General features: G+C 44.6%; 16 protein-coding genes. 10 read left to right on the top strand and 6 right to left on the bottom strand.

Going from position 1 to position 16,714, the window contains the following annotated elements; all coding sequences use genetic code 11:
- Window positions 1-156: 156 nt before the first annotated feature.
- On the bottom strand, window positions 157-774 hold the full coding sequence (locus AC0J20_RS09165; protein WP_473021445.1) for a DJ-1/PfpI family protein: 618 nt from the start codon (window positions 772-774) through the stop codon (window positions 157-159).
- A gap of 263 nt (window positions 775-1,037) precedes the next feature.
- Between AC0J20_RS09165 and AC0J20_RS09160 the strand changes: the two genes are divergently transcribed.
- Complete coding sequence (locus AC0J20_RS09160; RefSeq protein WP_229530816.1) at window positions 1,038-1,328, top strand: co-chaperone GroES; 291 nt, start codon at window positions 1,038-1,040, stop codon at window positions 1,326-1,328.
- 39 nt (window positions 1,329-1,367) lie between these two features.
- Window positions 1,368-3,011, top strand: coding sequence for a chaperonin GroEL (gene groL, locus AC0J20_RS09155; protein WP_229530815.1), 1,644 nt, complete (start codon window positions 1,368-1,370; stop codon window positions 3,009-3,011).
- Between the two features lie 464 nt (window positions 3,012-3,475).
- Here groL and AC0J20_RS09150 read toward each other — a convergent pair whose 3' ends face one another.
- Both AC0J20_RS09150 and AC0J20_RS09145 read right to left on the bottom strand, forming a co-directional pair.
- A complete protein-coding gene (locus AC0J20_RS09150; RefSeq protein WP_473021444.1) occupies window positions 3,476-3,814 on the bottom strand; it encodes a hypothetical protein in 339 nt (112 codons plus the stop codon).
- A gap of 83 nt (window positions 3,815-3,897) precedes the next feature.
- A complete protein-coding gene (locus AC0J20_RS09145) occupies window positions 3,898-4,449 on the bottom strand; it encodes a Panacea domain-containing protein (protein ID WP_473021443.1) in 552 nt (183 codons plus the stop codon).
- Window positions 4,450-4,732: 283 nt separating this feature from the next.
- On the opposite strand from AC0J20_RS09145, the gene AC0J20_RS09140 reads away from it, so the two are divergent.
- Window positions 4,733-5,656, top strand: a complete 924-nt coding sequence (locus tag AC0J20_RS09140; RefSeq protein WP_473021514.1) for an HNH endonuclease — start codon at window positions 4,733-4,735, stop codon at window positions 5,654-5,656.
- A 209-nt stretch (window positions 5,657-5,865) separates the two neighbouring features.
- Here the strand turns inward: AC0J20_RS09140 and AC0J20_RS09135 are convergent, their stop codons facing one another.
- Window positions 5,866-8,058 (bottom strand): winged helix-turn-helix domain-containing protein, encoded by a 2,193-nt coding sequence (locus AC0J20_RS09135; RefSeq protein ID WP_473021442.1) that lies wholly within the window; start codon window positions 8,056-8,058, stop codon window positions 5,866-5,868.
- Window positions 8,059-8,124: 66 nt separating this feature from the next.
- Between AC0J20_RS09135 and AC0J20_RS09130 the strand changes: the two genes are divergently transcribed.
- Both AC0J20_RS09130 and AC0J20_RS09125 read left to right on the top strand, forming a co-directional pair.
- Window positions 8,125-8,256 (top strand): hypothetical protein, encoded by a 132-nt coding sequence (locus AC0J20_RS09130; protein WP_473021441.1) that lies wholly within the window; start codon window positions 8,125-8,127, stop codon window positions 8,254-8,256.
- A 9-nt stretch (window positions 8,257-8,265) separates the two neighbouring features.
- Complete coding sequence (locus AC0J20_RS09125) at window positions 8,266-9,504, top strand: serine hydrolase domain-containing protein (RefSeq protein WP_473021440.1); 1,239 nt, start codon at window positions 8,266-8,268, stop codon at window positions 9,502-9,504.
- Window positions 9,505-9,617: 113 nt separating this feature from the next.
- On the opposite strand, the gene AC0J20_RS09120 is transcribed toward AC0J20_RS09125, so the two are convergent.
- Window positions 9,618-10,244, bottom strand: coding sequence for a hypothetical protein (locus AC0J20_RS09120; RefSeq protein ID WP_473021439.1), 627 nt, complete (start codon window positions 10,242-10,244; stop codon window positions 9,618-9,620).
- A 275-nt stretch (window positions 10,245-10,519) separates the two neighbouring features.
- On the opposite strand from AC0J20_RS09120, the gene AC0J20_RS09115 reads away from it, so the two are divergent.
- From AC0J20_RS09115 to AC0J20_RS09100, 4 genes are all read left to right on the top strand, one after another.
- Window positions 10,520-11,086 (top strand): hypothetical protein, encoded by a 567-nt coding sequence (locus AC0J20_RS09115; protein WP_473021438.1) that lies wholly within the window; start codon window positions 10,520-10,522, stop codon window positions 11,084-11,086.
- A gap of 152 nt (window positions 11,087-11,238) precedes the next feature.
- Window positions 11,239-11,613 carry a hypothetical protein gene (locus AC0J20_RS09110; protein ID WP_229530809.1) on the top strand — a complete coding sequence of 125 codons (375 nt, stop codon included), beginning with the start codon at window positions 11,239-11,241 and terminating at the stop codon, window positions 11,611-11,613.
- Complete coding sequence (locus AC0J20_RS09105; protein WP_229530808.1) at window positions 11,610-12,113, top strand: hypothetical protein; 504 nt, start codon at window positions 11,610-11,612, stop codon at window positions 12,111-12,113. The genes AC0J20_RS09110 and AC0J20_RS09105 overlap by 4 nt, the downstream gene beginning before the upstream one ends.
- Window positions 12,114-12,173: 60 nt before the next feature.
- Window positions 12,174-13,859 (top strand): AsmA family protein, encoded by a 1,686-nt coding sequence (locus AC0J20_RS09100; protein ID WP_473021437.1) that lies wholly within the window; start codon window positions 12,174-12,176, stop codon window positions 13,857-13,859.
- A gap of 99 nt (window positions 13,860-13,958) precedes the next feature.
- On the opposite strand, the gene AC0J20_RS09095 is transcribed toward AC0J20_RS09100, so the two are convergent.
- The gene (locus tag AC0J20_RS09095) at window positions 13,959-14,429 is read right to left on the bottom strand and encodes a hypothetical protein (RefSeq protein WP_473021436.1); all 471 of its coding nucleotides are present in this window, start codon (window positions 14,427-14,429) and stop codon (window positions 13,959-13,961) included.
- Window positions 14,430-14,921: 492 nt separating this feature from the next.
- Here AC0J20_RS09095 and AC0J20_RS09090 point away from each other — a divergent pair, with 492 nt between their 5' ends.
- Window positions 14,922-16,076, top strand: a complete 1,155-nt coding sequence (locus AC0J20_RS09090; protein ID WP_473021435.1) for a YaaC family protein — start codon at window positions 14,922-14,924, stop codon at window positions 16,074-16,076.
- Window positions 16,077-16,714: the final 638 nt, after the last annotated feature.

Raw genomic sequence — 16,714 nt, 5'->3', positions numbered from 1 at the left:
TTAGTATGAAGCCTATCCCGTTTATTCGGTGATTGAACCAGAACAATATAAATACCGGTAGAACATTGCATTTTTTGCAATATTTCAGCCCCGATTTAACACGCCCGTTTGAGATAAGCAAAAATTTCAGATGAAATACAAGACGCGCTGACTAAATCAGTCGCGCCCAAAATCCATCCCGCAGTCCGCGCTATTGCGATGATACTCCATGTAGGTTGCGGTTTTGTTGGCCACCTTTGCACTGGTAATGTCCTTAAGTAAATCCAGCGCGGCATCTATACCAGCCGAAATACCGCCTGCAGACAGCAGTTTGCCAGCGCGCACGTAGCGCAAATGTGACTGAGGAAATGCATCGGGGGCCAGCGCCACTAGCTGTGGATATACTTCCTGATGTGTACAGAACTGTTTTCCTGACAACAACCCCATACTGGCTAACAACCGCGTACCGGAACACACGGTTAACACCTGTTCCGCCTGCTGATACCGCTGCTTTACCCAGCGCTGATATTCGGGTAGCTGAAATATCGCTTTGGTGCCGTCGCCACCTGGTATCACAAGATAATGAATATCATCCGGACAACTGGCAAAACTGCAGTCTACACCCACTCTCAAACCATTCACTGCGCGCACATCTTTGCCGTCAATACTGACAGTGAGCACATTGAACAGCCCATAGTCATGTAATTCATTGGCTACTGAAAACACCTCAAAAGGGCCGGCAAAGTCCAGCACTTCCACCTGATCAAACATTAATATCGCAAGATTTTTCTTCATGGTTATTGATTCCTGAATATTGGCACTGCCCCTGATTATTCCGCTTTGACAGGGTGTTTTTCGGACTTTGATACGACGAATCGCGACAAATAAACAAAAATTTCACTTTTTTTAAAAAAAAGTCCTTGAGATCGATTCTGAGACCCCCATCTAGGCAGGCAGACATAAACAACATGCCACTTTGCCAATCGGCACAGTGGTTAAAATAACCGCCCATTTGGGTACTTATTTGACTTAAACAAGACTTATCAGGAGATCTTGAGATGGCAATTCGTCCTTTACACGATCGCGTTATCGTTAAGCGTCACGAGCAGGAAACTAAATCTGCTGGCGGCATCGTTTTAACTGGCTCTGCTGCAGAAAAATCCACTCGTGGTGAAGTTATCGCTGTTGGTAACGGTCGCCTTCTTGACAATGGTGAAGTTCGCGCACTTGACGTAAAAGTTGGCGACATCGTTGTTTTCAATGATGGATACGGCGTTAAAACTGAAAAACTGGATGGCGAAGAAGTGCTTATCATGAGCGAAAGCGACATCCTTGCAATCGTCGAATAATACAACCCCATCAACTAAGCATAATTAGAGGAAATTAAAATGGCAGCTAAAGAAGTTCGCTTCTCAGATGACGCTCGCGCAAAAATGTTGGCGGGTGTTAACGTTCTGGCAAACGCAGTAAGAGTTACTTTGGGTCCTAAGGGCCGCAACGTTGTTTTAGACAAGTCTTTCGGCGCACCTACCATCACTAAAGACGGTGTATCTGTAGCCAAAGAAATCGAACTGGAAGACAAGTTCGAGAACATGGGCGCACAGATGGTTAAAGAAGTTGCGTCTAAAGCTAACGACGAAGCGGGTGACGGTACTACTACTGCCACTGTTCTGGCGCAATCTATCGTTACTGAAGGTCTTAAGTCTGTTGCCGCGGGTATGAACCCAATGGATCTTAAGCGCGGTATCGACAAAGCTGTTGCTGCAGCGGTTGAAGAATTAAAATCACTGTCTACAGATTGTAAAGACAGCAAGTCAATTGCTCAGGTAGGTACTATCTCTGCAAACTCTGACGAAGAAGTAGGTAACATCATTGCTGAAGCAATGGACCGTGTAGGTCAGGAAGGCGTTATCACTGTTGAAGAAGGTCAGGCGTTGCAAAACGAGCTGGACGTTGTTGAAGGTATGCAATTCGACCGCGGTTACCTGTCTCCTTACTTCATCAACAACCAGGACAACGGTACTGTTGAACTGGAAAACCCTTTCATTCTGTTGGTTGACAAAAAAGTATCCAGCATCCGTGAATTGCTGCCAGTATTAGAAGCTGTTGCTAAAGCCTCTAAACCGCTGTTGGTTATCGCTGAAGACTTAGAAGGCGAAGCACTGGCCACTATGGTAGTTAACAACATGCGCGGTATCGTTAAAGTTGCTGCGGTTAAAGCACCTGGTTTCGGTGACCGTCGTAAAGCTATGTTACAAGACATCGCAACGTTGACTGGCGGTACTGTAATCTCTGAAGAAATCGGTCTTGAGCTGGAAAAAGCCACGCTGGAAGACTTAGGTACTGCTAAGCGTATCGTTATCAACAAAGACAACACAACTGTTGTTGACGGTGCTGGCGACGAAGAAGCCATCAAAGGTCGTTGCGCGCAAATCCGTGGCCAAATTGAAGAATCTACTTCTGACTACGACAAAGAAAAACTGCAGGAGCGTCTGGCCAAGTTGTCTGGCGGTGTAGCAGTAATCAAAGTTGGCGCAGCCACTGAAGTTGAAATGAAAGAGAAGAAAGCTCGCGTAGAAGATGCACTGCACGCTACTCGCGCTGCCGTTGAAGAAGGTGTAGTACCTGGTGGTGGTGTTGCTCTGGTTCGTGTTGCTGCTAAATTAGCAGGCCTGACTGGTGACAACGAAGATCAGACTCACGGTGTAAACCTGGCACTGCGCGCGATGGAATCTCCTCTGCGTCAAATCGCTTCTAACGCCGGTGCAGAAGCTTCTGTAGTTACTAACGAAGTTAAAAACCACGAAGGTAACTACGGTTACAACGCGGGTAACGACACTTACGGTGACATGATCGAAATGGGTATCCTTGACCCAACTAAGGTTACGCGTTCAGCTCTGCAATTCGCAGCGTCTATCGCCAGCCTGATGATCACTACCGAGTGTATGATCACTGATGCACCTAAAGATGAAGCGCCTGCGCCAGATATGAGCGGCATGGGCGGCATGGGTGGCATGGGCGGCATGATGTAAGAATCGCCCCGCTTTCTAGGTCCTTATAAACCAAGGGCTTACGAGCATTTGAAACTAACTGTGGTACGTTTTGTGTCACGGTTAGTTTCACACCATTTCCCTAATCTCCTTTTACGATATCCATCAACTTCCCAATATATCCCCCTAATTCACTATCTATAAAATCAGCTCTTTAAGGGCTTCTACGATCTCGTAATGTGTCGGGTATGCCTATACTCAAAGTCTTATCGCAGATCTTCTCAGGACCTCCTATGAGGAAAGGGAGAGGGGGCAAGGTAATAACCCTTAGAGACAATTGCGCCGTTCCATGATTAAAGAAAAAACGTGGGTTATTTATGGCTATTTTTTCTTGTCGACACATGTTGCAGTAACTGGTACTTAAGCGAGCTTCGAAAATAGTCTTAATGTAGTGGGATACTTTCTCAAATTTGAAAAAGGTTTAATAAAATACAACACATAATATTTTATGCTACGTTGTCACTTTCTCTTTTGAAACGTTTGTATATACCTTTCACCAGTGTATCCATTGCATCTGAACATTCAAATCCTTCACACACTCTACTGTGAACTACTTCAGTTAAGTCAGCGTGGGGTGAGAACACATTATTCTCTACACCAGATACTATTTTAGATACTTCTCGAATTCTACTTTCTTTAAAGTTTACAAAGCTCTTCTTAACGACAAATGCATGGTCTCCAACATCTAATATACATGTATTGTCACAGCCATCAAAATAACTGTTTAAAGGGGTCACGATAACTGAAGGAGGTGGAATGTTAACAGGGTCTGTGATCACCAACATTAAGTGATTTAATCCTTGCCTATGTGCCAAAGGCGTGGGAACCAAAAGCGTGCATCTTGCACAAGGTGAATACTGATTTCCTATCATAGTGAGTCAAAAATATTATCTATTGTCTCAATAGCTCTTATTTGTTCTGCTTTAGCCCTAGCCAATTCATCAGAATCCCCTACAGCCAAAAATATATCTTTATAATGGATTGGGAGGCTCGAACCCTTTGGATCTCTCCATTCTGGAAAGTGATCAGGGTCATGTGTCAGGTCACGAAGAGCGTACTTACTCAAATGGCCGTACTCTTCGTAAACTTCTTCTAGGGTATTAATGTCGTTTGGGCTAAGAGAGGAAAAATCAATTTCTTCATGTAAAGAAATGGTGTGTGGGCCACCTTTCACCAGAAACTTTGCCCAAGATTCAGGCATAGGTGTTGGCTTTGAATCGATATAATTCAAAGTTTTGTCGAGAATTGGACCGTGCGGTAGTGACTTCATTCTGTCATAAGTCATAGGAAATCCTGTCTTTTCCATAGACAGTCTGTCAGCAATATACATAAGCTTAATAAGCTTTAGATGTGATATGTCCCCACCTTCCCTTTCAACAAAGAATGCCGCAATCTGAGCTGACTTTTCTTCTTTGTACATAACTTCCCCTAATTAAAACGCCGGTCATTATATAGCCAAAAATGAAATTAGCAATATTACTCATCCACTGTTACCTATCTGAAAGTAGCAGATACATGCAGAAGTTTCCACCCTGATTCTCTTATCAAATACGATTGCATTGCCCTGTTACCAATGGCTATTTTTTTGAAAATTAGTCTGTCTCTATAGGTTTAAAGAAATACTTTGATATCCTCAATGATAAAGGAAAGAATTAGTATTAAATCCATCATAGTAATGTTCAGTATAAAAGGAGTTTAGATTGATGAATTTATATTTTCATGATGTTGGCCTAAAAGGAGCTACTGCAGACTTCCCCAAAACAGTTTTTGGGGAGGTTTCAATTGACGATATCGCAGAGAAATTACCGCCACACATTAAAGACGAGGTCTATACTGCGTTAACTAAGGAGTTCCCAAGCGGCTTTTGTAACGCTTGGGGCGTTCCTTCCGGTGCAAAAAGCGTCATACGTAATATTCAATATGATGACGTTATGCTTCTAATAAAGACAACCGGCGGTAATGGCGAGATGCCTGCGCTTTGCCAAGTAAAAGGATTTTGGAAAGAAGAGCTACCTGTACTTTCTAACTTTTTGTGGGGAAGCAACCATTTTCCCTATGTATTTTTCTTTAAGACTAAAGAAATTGAACTTACATGGACTAAGTTTAAGCAGGATGTTAATTACTTACCAAAATTTCGACCTAGCGGAAACGTATATAGGGTCAAGGAAGACCGACTATCAAAGTTTGATGGTGTAGACGGCTATGTTGCACAATTGATAGGGGAGGACTATACAATTGACGAGCCAGATTATTCAACTGTTCAAGAACCAGGACCTGACGTTGAATATTCAGAAGGAGAGAGAAAAATGCGTGAGAGTTTCTTTTTTGCAAGAAACCCTCAATTAGTCGCAGACGCAAAAAAAAACTATGGTTATGTATGCCAAGCCTGTGGATTTGATTTTGAGAAGAAGTATGGCGAATTAGGAAAGAACTACATTGAATGCCACCATAAAAATCCGCTTTCTGAACAAAGTGAATTAACACCTTCTACGTTAGATGACGTTTGCGTGCTGTGCTCCAATTGTCATCGAATGATTCATAGGACCAAACCTGCAATGAGTCTGGAACAGCTACGTCACCTATTAAGGGAAATGCAAGAAAACATAGACCCGTGGAGCGATGCATAGACGTGCCACTGCCAGAAACACTCTCATATAATTTGACACTGACAATAACTGTAATTTCAGAGTTGTATTAGTAGATATCAATATCTCTTGAGTTTTGACATAGAGTAACTCTCTGATGGAATTCAAAGGCTATGCAAGGGTATCTGCTCAGCAACAAGACCTCACATAACAATTCGTGAAACTAGATGACCGGCAGCTCTAAAACCGACTCACTGCAGTGTCAGCTCCACCACGTCCTTGCGGGCTGCAACACGTAAGGTCAGTAACATCTGTTGCTCATTAATATCCGTGATGTAATCAACGGTATCCGGCAATTGGGCAATAATGCCTGAACTATTGTCTTGCAGGTTATAAAACCACAGCTGATAGTCGCGATTGATGCTGTATATCTGCTCGCCACGAACCACAAAGTGTTTGTGCCGACCTGTGCCGTTTTCGATTGGGATAAGCTGATCCTCAGCGGGACCCGGTTGCCAAAAGCGGTCCAGGTTATCCAGATAAATGATTTTGCCATCGTCGGTTTTCTGTGCCCAAATCACCTTTTTATTATTCACTACACGTACACTAAGTTTATCCAGGTCTATTTCCACCAGCCGACTGATGCCCTGAATTTGGGCCATGGCCAGCACCGATTGCCCGGCAGTATCCCAGTGAAAAAGATCGGTCACCGGATAGGGAAGCTGGATCTCAGTTTCGCGACCATTAAGCTCAATGCGCTTTAATTCGTAGGACGCGCTGACTAACACACTTTGCCCGTCAGCCGCCCAGACAAAACTGGGGATAAAGGTATCTAACGGAAACTGGCTAAGCTGTGTTGTTCTTTCGCCATCGGTTAACCAGATCTGCGCCGCACCAGAGCGGTTGGAAACGTAGGCAATCCAATCCCCCTCAGGCTGAAATCTGGCCTGTTCATCTTCCAGTGTAGAGCGGGACAGCGCCGCATCAAGCATTTGTTGTCGGGTAATATTACCGGGTGTGTTGTCTGAGAACAGGCCAGGCAATAACACAATATCACTGTCGTAAAAGCCTTTAATGGCCAGCATATGTTTGCCATCCGGATGAAATACCGGTGTCCCCATAGCCTCATCCAGTGGCACAGTAATGCGCGCCACCTGCCCCTTATGAGACAGGCTAAAGAGTTGCCTGCCGGTGCTAAATAGCAATAACTCATCCAAAGCAGAAAAACGCGGATAAATCGGGCGATATTTTGCAATCTTATCCGGCAATTGGATCGCATGGCTGGACACCAATTCTCCGTCCGGATTGCGCATGTCGATATACGCCTTGCCCTCACTATCGATACGCGACAGTGCCAACATATTTAGTGCCGGTGAATAATCATAGGCAATCAGGTTGCCTGATTCAGGTGCAAACAAAGTGCTGCTTTTATCTTTCGGGATGGAATAACTGATAAGTTGCCAGCGGCCCTCATGTTTCTGCATTAAAGCAATGTCATCACTATTCAGCCAGCGGGCTGTGCGAATTTCAGTATTTTTACACTCCAGCAGTGTTTCCGGACGCTGTGGCGACCTGAGGGCCTGTTCAAAATTTATGCTTTGCAGCTTAAAACAGCTGTTTTGCGTAATGGGTGTCCTGCAATCCACCTCTTTTACAAACGCCAGGGTTTTACCATCGGCTGAAAACGCCGGACTATCAAACGCCCCAACCTCCTGGGTCAGTTGAAACTCTTCCTGAGTTTCTCTGTTCTTTGCCCAAAGGTTGTTCACGCACAGCACTTCCGGATAACGTTTAAACACAATGTATTTGCCATCCGGTGAATAAACACTAGCCAGTTCCCGGTTGTCTGTTGAAGTCAGTGCGCGAATATTATCAATAGTAAACCGGGGCTCTGACTCAGTCCAGAAACGGTTCGTTAGCAACATGCCCACAATCAGCAGTAAAGCCACCAGCGCGAATAGTGCGGGTCGTTTTTGACGTATGCTATGGGTTGAAGAAGGGGATGCAGGCTTGCCGGAAGAGGTTGAAGATTCATCATCAGTTGTAGCAGCCTGCGTGCCATTGACGACAACGTCCTCAGTCAGTGTATCACTGTGTTGGTCATGGCTGCTTTGTGGCGAAATCCCCGTTTGCCAACTAACGCTGCATTCCAGGCTGTAACCTTTTTTGGCATGGGTTTTAATGATATGCTGTTGTCTGCTGTCATCACCTAATGCCTTGCGCAGTTGGGCAATACAGCGTTGCAGCGTATTGGGAGACACCACGGTATCTTTCCAGATGTTGTCCAGCAGGTCGTCCTGACTTACCACTTTGCCCTGATGTTCCGCCAGATAGGTCAGCACCGCCAATACTTTCGGCGGCAGTGTCAGTGTTTCGTTATTGTGGGTGATCTGATTCCGGGAAAGATCAATAAAAAACCCACCCAACCAATATTGTTCTGCCATAACCCCTCTGACGCCAGGCTCGTCCCAAAGATACCAACGTTACCACTATCACCGGCAGAGAAGAATATGATTTCCGCTTATCAGCAAAAAATCAGCGACAAGTCAGCGTTTTATCATGTTTTACGGGGTAATTACGACAGACTGGTGATGAGTTCAATAACCACGACTCAGCGCCTGGCTGAGGAGTCCGAATTTTAAAGGACAGACATGAAAACAAAAATCCTCCACTTATTCACAATCACCACTATCAGTATGATCTGCAACTTCGCACTTGCCGGCTCAGGGATAGATTCGTCAGGGGCCCCCAGAGCCACCGCAGAAGAAGCCTTAATCAAACACTGGCGAGAGCCAGAACTCAATCAGAGATTCATGGATATTCCGGAACTCGAAAAGGCCTACATCAGTGCCAGTCCGGAAAACCTTAATGATGGCATAGCCGTCGGCAACCTCAGCTCCCGCCTCGGCGATAACGCGGCCATTGTTAAACTGGCCAAAGAAATTGCAGAAGAAAAGCACGGGCAACTGGACAGTTTGCTAATTGCTCATCAGGGAGAGTTGTTGTTTGAATCTTATTACCGACGCGGCCGAATCGACTTATCGCACCCGCAATCTTCTGCCACCAAAAGTTACACCTCACTGGCCGTTGGTCGTGCAATACAATTGGGTTATTTGTCGATGGCGGATTTGGACAAACCGGTGATCAGTTTTCTCAAGGATTTGGATCACGCCCGGTTAGCAGATGGCGCAGGGAAAGTCACCCTTCGCCGTGCCCTGACCATGACCACCGGGATCACTATTAGTGAAGAGCAATGGCAGCAAATCAATGACAATCCGGAGAAGCTCAAGGGGCAACAGGAAGTTCAGGTTATTCTGGAAACCAGCCAACCCATCAGCGACGACACTCAGGTGTTTAAATATGGCACCGGCCCGCAATTGATCATGCAGGTGCTGGATGCGGTTGTACCCGGCTCTGCTCAAAACTTTATTAAAACAGAATTGCTCGACAAGCTCGGTATTCACAATTACAGCTGGAAAAACGCCGCCAGTGGCCTGCCGGAATCTGGCTGGAAAGCCAGTATCACCTCGCGGGATATGCTGAAATTTGGATTGCTGTTCAGTAGCAACGGTAAATGGCAGGAACAACAACTGATTTCAGCGGCTTACCTCAGCGACGCGACCCGCCGTCATATATTCACCGGCGATGATGATATATACGGCGGTGGTAAAGATGTGTCCAGACAGGGTTACGGGTATTACTTTTGGGGCACCGATTTACATCACAATGGAAAACATTACCCGTCAGCTTCAGCCCAGGGCGGCGGCGGTATGTATATATTACACGTTAAAGCACTCAACCTGGTGGTAGTAATAACAGCACATCATCGCGATCAGACAACACAACAAATGATCGCTGAACGAATACTGCCAGCTTTTGTAGCGAGCTGACAAGGCAGTACTATCACTAAAGAACCCTGCTTTTCCGGCGCCTGTCTCGGCATCAGAATGAAGCAGGGTTAATGTGTTTCTATCCAGCACATCAAACCGGAAATGAAGATACGCTAAACAGCCACGCGGCAGGTTAACTGAAGCAAAGTATTGCCCTGAACCTGACAGACCATATTAGCCTGTGAACTTAGCCGGTTCACAGCCTTAAACAGGGTGGCCTGAAGTTGCAACTGTTGCTGCAACTTTGCCATAGTCGCCGAAGGATCAGGCGCCGGAAAATTGATGGCAAACCTCTTGTCAAACTCGCTAAACTCAACATCGGCTATATCCCGACATAACCCAGCTTGCAACCTGCATGCAGCGACTAATTTACTGCCACGTTCGCGGAAAATAATAACATCGGGATCTGAGTTTTGCTGACTATCGGCAACGTGATTGTTGTTATCTTCTGGCCAATCTTTCCCGTTAGCATCGAACGAACTTTCCAAATCCTGAAGGTCGTTGTAATGCCCATCGTTAAACGCTGCTGTAGCAAATTCTTCTATGATTCTTTGTTCAGACAATTCTGTCCGGTTGTAAATTATCAATGACTTTACGCCATCTGTGACGCTATAAGAAACCCGAACTTCTTCCCCTGATGAAGCACTAAACCACAGCTCCTCAGTCAATGTATTTGCCAGCGTCTTAGCAGCCATCAAAGACAAAAAAGTGAAAAAAACACATGCGTACATTTTGCTCATAGATTGTTCCTTAATACCCTATCCATGTAATAACCGGCCCCCTAAACAACCCACAAAGATGGTTAATTAAGTGACCTGAAAGTTTAATTAAACCCTTTAAATGCTGCAATACCCGATCTGTCATTTAATAGCACAGTGGCTGCGAAGTCATCGCACTACAGGGATTTGTAAGGCGTTTGACAACACGGAGCCGCCACATTACATTGGTTCGAATATTTACCGGCTTTAACCTGAGCTGCCAGCAAACACATTTACCCCGGCAAGAGGACTGAGAAATGAAAGTATCAATGTACACTTTGCTTATCGTAATTGCCGTGATTTGGGCCAACAAGGTTGATGCCGATGTAGCAAACTGTATTCCTGAGTGTCAGTTCTATTTGTCAGAGGGTCACGCAAACGCGGTTAAGGTATCGGTGCCCAATACCTGGTTTCAACTGGATGCCAGTGATCCAGACAATAATCAGGCAACCATACATATTGACCTGAAAGATCCAGGTCAACCCCAATATAACAACGTCCCTCATACCTTCACACTGGGCCACAGCATCGAGTTTGTCTCTGATCCAAGGTTAAATGAAGCTTTTCGGTTTACCCTGGAAGCCATCGAAAGTACACAGGTCAAAATTTCCATCAAACAATTAGCTGAACAAAGCCCGGACAATGGTGCATGGCGCACAATACAATTCCTCGCTAAACAGGCCAACTATCTGGTGGGTGCTTTGGGTCTGTTGTGTGTAATAATTCTGTTTATTAAAAAGCCGGAAAACTACATTGCTTTGTGTGGTGTCGTTTTTGGCGTAGCAACCCTCATCATCGGCATGATACAGGCCTTGTTGGCGTAGGCCCGTTATTGCACTGCGCTTAGTAAATTCAACAAAACGTTACATTTAATTGCGTCGTTTCCCGGGGAAATTGGCAATATCTTTACCCCGCACCTTTCCTAAATATGCAGTTATGGTAAATTTATATTCAGCGTCTTTATTATTCTTACATTATGTTGCCATCCTATCAGGTCATCGTTAAAAAGCAGTTAATCAAAGTAGACCTTGAGGGGGACTGGGATAATAAGTCTGACCTGGCTTACCTCAACGAACTGGCGCTCACCATGCGCAACATGCAATCCGCTCCCTGGGGATTGGTGGTAGATATGCGTGGCTGGGTTGTCAGTAAAGAGACCCTTGGTTTTAAACAAAAAACGGCATTTCATATGGACCGGCGCAATCAGGTAGTGGAGTGCTGGATAGTGGACAACCTGAATCAGGGTGCGCATCTTATTCACTTTATCGAAAAGGCGAAAATTCCCCTGAAGCGCTGCACCAGCGTTGACAGTGCGCAACTGTGGTTGAACCAATACGGCTTCAATCTTTGAACAGCATTGACATGTATCAGTCACGCCAGATTAATCATATCGTCACAAATCCGGCTTACACTGCGCAGTGTACTCTTTCTCACTCACCAACCATGAAAAGTCCAACCTATTCCATCACCACGCAACATAAAGTTATTCAGGTTATTTTGAAAGGCGAATGGAACCCGGTTATCGATTTGCGTTACATGTGTGAACTGGCAGATACGGTCAGAACAGTAAACAACAAAAAGTGGTCGCTCATGGTGGATATGAGCCAATGCCACATTCACGCCAATAATATCGCCGGACAGTACGCCAATAGTTTAAGTACTGATCGCCGTAATCAACTCTCCGAAGTCTGGGTAGTCAATCGTGCCGATCAGGGGGACTTCTTTCTTCAGTTTGGCAACACCTCGCAAATCAAAGTCCACAAGTGCTTTTCCCGCAAAGAAGGGCAGCTGTATCTGGAGAGACAAGGTTTTTTGCCTGCTCAGATAACTGAGGAACTTTGCTGCGGATAGGTTGTCTTCACTTTCTGACAAGCAATTTTAGGGTCGGTTTAAAAAAGGAGTGGTATCAATATGACGTTAGCTAAGAAGATCGTTTCCACCGTCGTCGTTGTGCCTGCACTGTTGCTCCTGTTAGCCGCACTATTTTGGGATCCAAACTGGTTTAAAGATGAAGCGACTCCTTATCTGAACGATGTCGAAAGTCACAGCATTGCATTCGAGGATATCGAACACAGCTTATTCAATCCGGGTAAAATTACCATCAAGCAATTGCGCGTAAATGGCCCGATTGTCAATGGCGATATTGGTACCCTGGTGGTAGACGCAAGTATTATGGATGCCATCAGCAAAAACATTATCCTTGACGAGGTTCGATTGATCGCTCCTGATCTGCAAATAAACATGCAGGCGCTGGATGACTGGTTAGCAACACGTCCGGCTCAGGCTGAGCCCGAAGCTGATAACGCCGCTACCACACTTCCGGTCAAGCGAGTGCTGTTACATAAGCTGAGTATCGAAAAGGCCAATCTGCAGGATATCTCTGCACAGCAACAGTTTATAGTGAATAACCTGAACTTACAGCTTGAAGATGTGCATATTGCGGAACAATCCGAAATCATCATTTTAAAAGATCACTCCCCTATCCGCGCGAAACTGGATGTTGCGCAGTTGCAGGCTCAGGGTGCCAATTTGGGTAAGGTAGCTACCACAATAACTGCCACAGAAAACAATATCAGGCTCGACAACCTGAGCCTGAACACCGAGCGTACCCGGTTGCATTTATCCGGAACTCTGCAAAACCCGAAAGGCGACGCCAACCTGACATTAAACATTGCGGATAGTCAGCTGGCTTTGGCAGATTTCGCTGCCTTGCTACCGCAATTTCCGCTGCAAAACTTAGGCATGATGACACTTTCCGGCGAGGTGCAAACAAGCGGCAAACTGAGCCAGCCTGTGAACTTGCTCAATGACCTGATCAGCGATCTCCGACTGCAACTGGACACAGGTAAAAGTCAGCTGGATGTGGCGGGTAAAGTTACCAGTGACGCAGGCCATTCACGTATTCAACTGGACATCAACGAGAGTCAGGTCAATCTGGATGAATTTCACGCCTTTATGCCAAGTTCCCCGGTTAAACCCTCTGGCACCATGGCATTGTCAGGACTCATTGATGCCCAAGGTCTGCTTCAGGACCCACAATCCTTTTTAAAAACACTGTCAGGCAATATCGAGTTGGGCTTAGACAGCGGCAAATTGCAGGGCGTAGATATCAACAAATTAGTAAAAGGCTTTAAAGACAGCAAAGAAAGTGACTGGAAAGACGTGGGCAGCTTTCTGATCACCGGGCCAGTAGGTATTCTGGCAGCGAACGTATTTGATTTGGGAAGTGGCGCCAATGCGTCTGGTGGCGAAACCCTGATCCCACAATTTAAGCTAAAGAGCAAAATGGATAACGGTGCCTTACTGCTCAAAGATACCGCCATCGCCACCGATAAATACCGGCTGGCATTTGAAGGTCAGCTGAACCCCACCGACAAAACCTTTAACGATTTTACCTTTGCCTTGCTGGATAAAGCCGGTTGCGCCGACATCAAACAGACTCTGAACGGCAGTATGTCCAATCCCAAAAGCGCCATTGCACAGTCGCTACTGGATTCCGCCTTAGCACCACTATCAGGGTTACTCAAATCCGTAAAAAACAGCGCCTCAAAGTGCACACCATTTTATCAGGGTGACGTAGCGCACCCTGAAAGCTGATACCACTATTTCTGTTAATATTTTAGCCTTTGGGGCATTGGTGCGAAGCGTTTGATTGAAAGAATACCGAATCCGGCAAGGCCAATGGCCTGCCCTTATTCAATTACATTGTTCACCGGCCTTTGAAGCATTAACCCTGCTCTCTTTAGCATTTCCAATGATATATACCATGAGGATAAAGCCTGAAAAAAGCACACTATTAAATGCGATGCTCGCCCAAGGCCACCACCACAAAACCTGATAAACGGCAAAAACAGAATCACTCAGCCCGCTACAGGCATTATTAACGTAAGTTGCCGCATTAATTGCTCTGTCGGCAATGCCTGTCAGGTTGACGATGTGGAATAACCACATAAAGGCTGAACCGAACAGCAGCGCTTTCCAAACCAGCTTGTGCTCGTTAATAAATTTCCTGGCCTCGGCTGAGGTCAGTACCCAGCCAATGGCCACTATCAAAGATGCAATCGTGGAGTAAACAGTATTTATGTAATCCGACTTCGCCGCTTTCATTGCATCGAGGGCAATCTTGCAGATCTCAATCACATTTTCCGGGTTCGCTACGATATCCATATTATTCCCTCAGGTTGCTACACACTAAGCGGCCGACTAGCGAGCAATTATTTACCTTGGCGATTATTTTTGCAAATAAGCCGGTGGTGGTGAATGAACCTGCCTTTTATTTTGATATTAAAAGGCATCCTTCAGGTTTAGAATTCGAATGCTTTGCAGACAGATTCTTGTCCGTTCTTACCGTGAAGCAATCAATAATGCATCTGGCAGTATGCTAAACGCCAGGTTGGTCCCAACAGCGATAATTACTATTCAAATAATCTTTTGTTTGGGTGATTCTCCCATAGTCAGGAAAAGTCCTCATTGGTTCATTTTTGTCGGAATCCACTCAATGTATAAGTTTATTTCAGACCACTTCTGGTATTATCCGGGTAAATTTGTTATCAATTTACAAAAGAATGAAAACGACCCAGCAATTGGTAGAAAAACGCCCCGTTGGGTCGATATTAAGTTGTTACGTGGCTAGATAGACATCATTTAAGGAATTGAAGTTTGGTCAAGCAAAATAAAGCATTAGCTAAAAAAGTTACTAAGCTTGGCGAAGATGTAACTAAAATAAAGTCTGATCTAAAGGTAAATAAGGAGCGTCCATCAGCTCAGATGGGTAAGTGGCCTCTTCGAATTTACCGTCCTCACATTTCCCCTGAGCTAGAAAGCAAAGTAATTTTAACGGATTCCACTTGGCAATATGTTGAGATCTATCTAAAAAGAAAATGTTCGAATAGTGATGCTGTATTTTACTGGCAGCAGGCCAAAAACTTCTATCAAGCAACACAACAACTGGATCTCATATCAAAGCCACTAACTACATATTATTGTTTTCTGAATGCAACTAAGGCTCTGCTGGAGTGTAAAACGATAAACTATCATTTCTCTCATGGAGTATCAGGCAAAGTGTCTGATGGCCATAAACGACTAAATAATGAGCTAATACGATTTCAAGTAAGAGGTGTACTATCGGGGTTGTGCGTCTACCTTGAGGAACCAGTTGTTCCGGAGTCTCAGGACAGGAAATTTGAAGAATATAACCTTAAAGATATTCTATACAATTTACCCTATATTCATCGCGCTTATCATTCAACGTATGGCAATCAAGCCGAAGTCTTTATTCCTATATTAAATCCAAGAATAGTTCATGATAAGCATAGAGGTAAATGCTGGTTAGAACTTCAATTAGAGCCAGAACATTCCAATACCACCACTCTAAGCCGCCTCAAAGGTTATAGTCTAGATCGGCGTTATAGGAGTGAAGAAACTTATACGTTGAGAAGAAATAAGACGTTTAAATGGACTGCTCCGAGAAATATTCCTGATGCTTCAAGCAGAAGTAGACTAAACAATTATCTAAAAAATCGGCGCTCTGAGTTGGCATATATTTTTAGCTCAAATGATCTTTGGTACGTTAAAAGAAAAGACTTAACTTCACCCTCCATAATCAACCGCAGTACGCTGCCTTTAACTTATGCAGCTATGCATAGGTTAAGTGAACTTGCTAGATATGAGCCTCAATCACTACGAGCGCACTTGGAAAAAGATGCCTCTTGGTTACTGAGCGAATTTATTGAAAAATCTATAGTTCAGTTTGTTGACCAAATCTCATGCGAGATAACTGGTAACGAATTCAGAATGACAGGGTTTCGCTCATGACGCCACGTAATCGGGTAGCCGGAGGTCTCTAACCTCCAGCCCCCACAACACACTGCATGCGGCTCCGCACAGGGCGTTTCATTCAGGATAGTGAAGCGCTATCCAACCATCTCGTAGCGAATAAAGCCCTTCGGATTTTAAGTATTCAAGTGATAAAACAGGATAAAAAGACATCCACTTTAAAATCCATTCAGCTTTCTTTTTTGAAATCTCAGATCTCGCCATTAGTTTTTTCTAAATTTCTGGGAAGATACACATCAGAGAGCGGATTCAGACTCTTAAATAGTGCTTTCTGCATCAGGATAAAAAGACATCCACTTTAAAATTCATTCAGCTTTCTTTTTTCAAATCTCAGATCTCGCCATTAGTTTTTTCTAAATTTCTGGGAAGATACACATCAGAGAACGGATTCAGACTCTTAAATAGTGCTTTCTGGGTGGGAAATTACAACTTCAAAAAGATATAGGTAGGTGCCCGCCTTACCTTGCGGCAATTATACTTTTAGTTGGCATTAAGGAAGTGATTGTCAGCCAAATAATCGGATAGCGGTGTTTTTATCCCGGATAAAAAGACATCCACTTTAAAATTCATTCAGCTTTCTTTTTTCAAATCTCAGATCTCGCCATTAGTTTTTTCTA

This window comes from Planctobacterium sp. R6, assembly GCF_055755215.1.
This window is presented reverse-complemented; position numbering and strand designations above follow the sequence as displayed.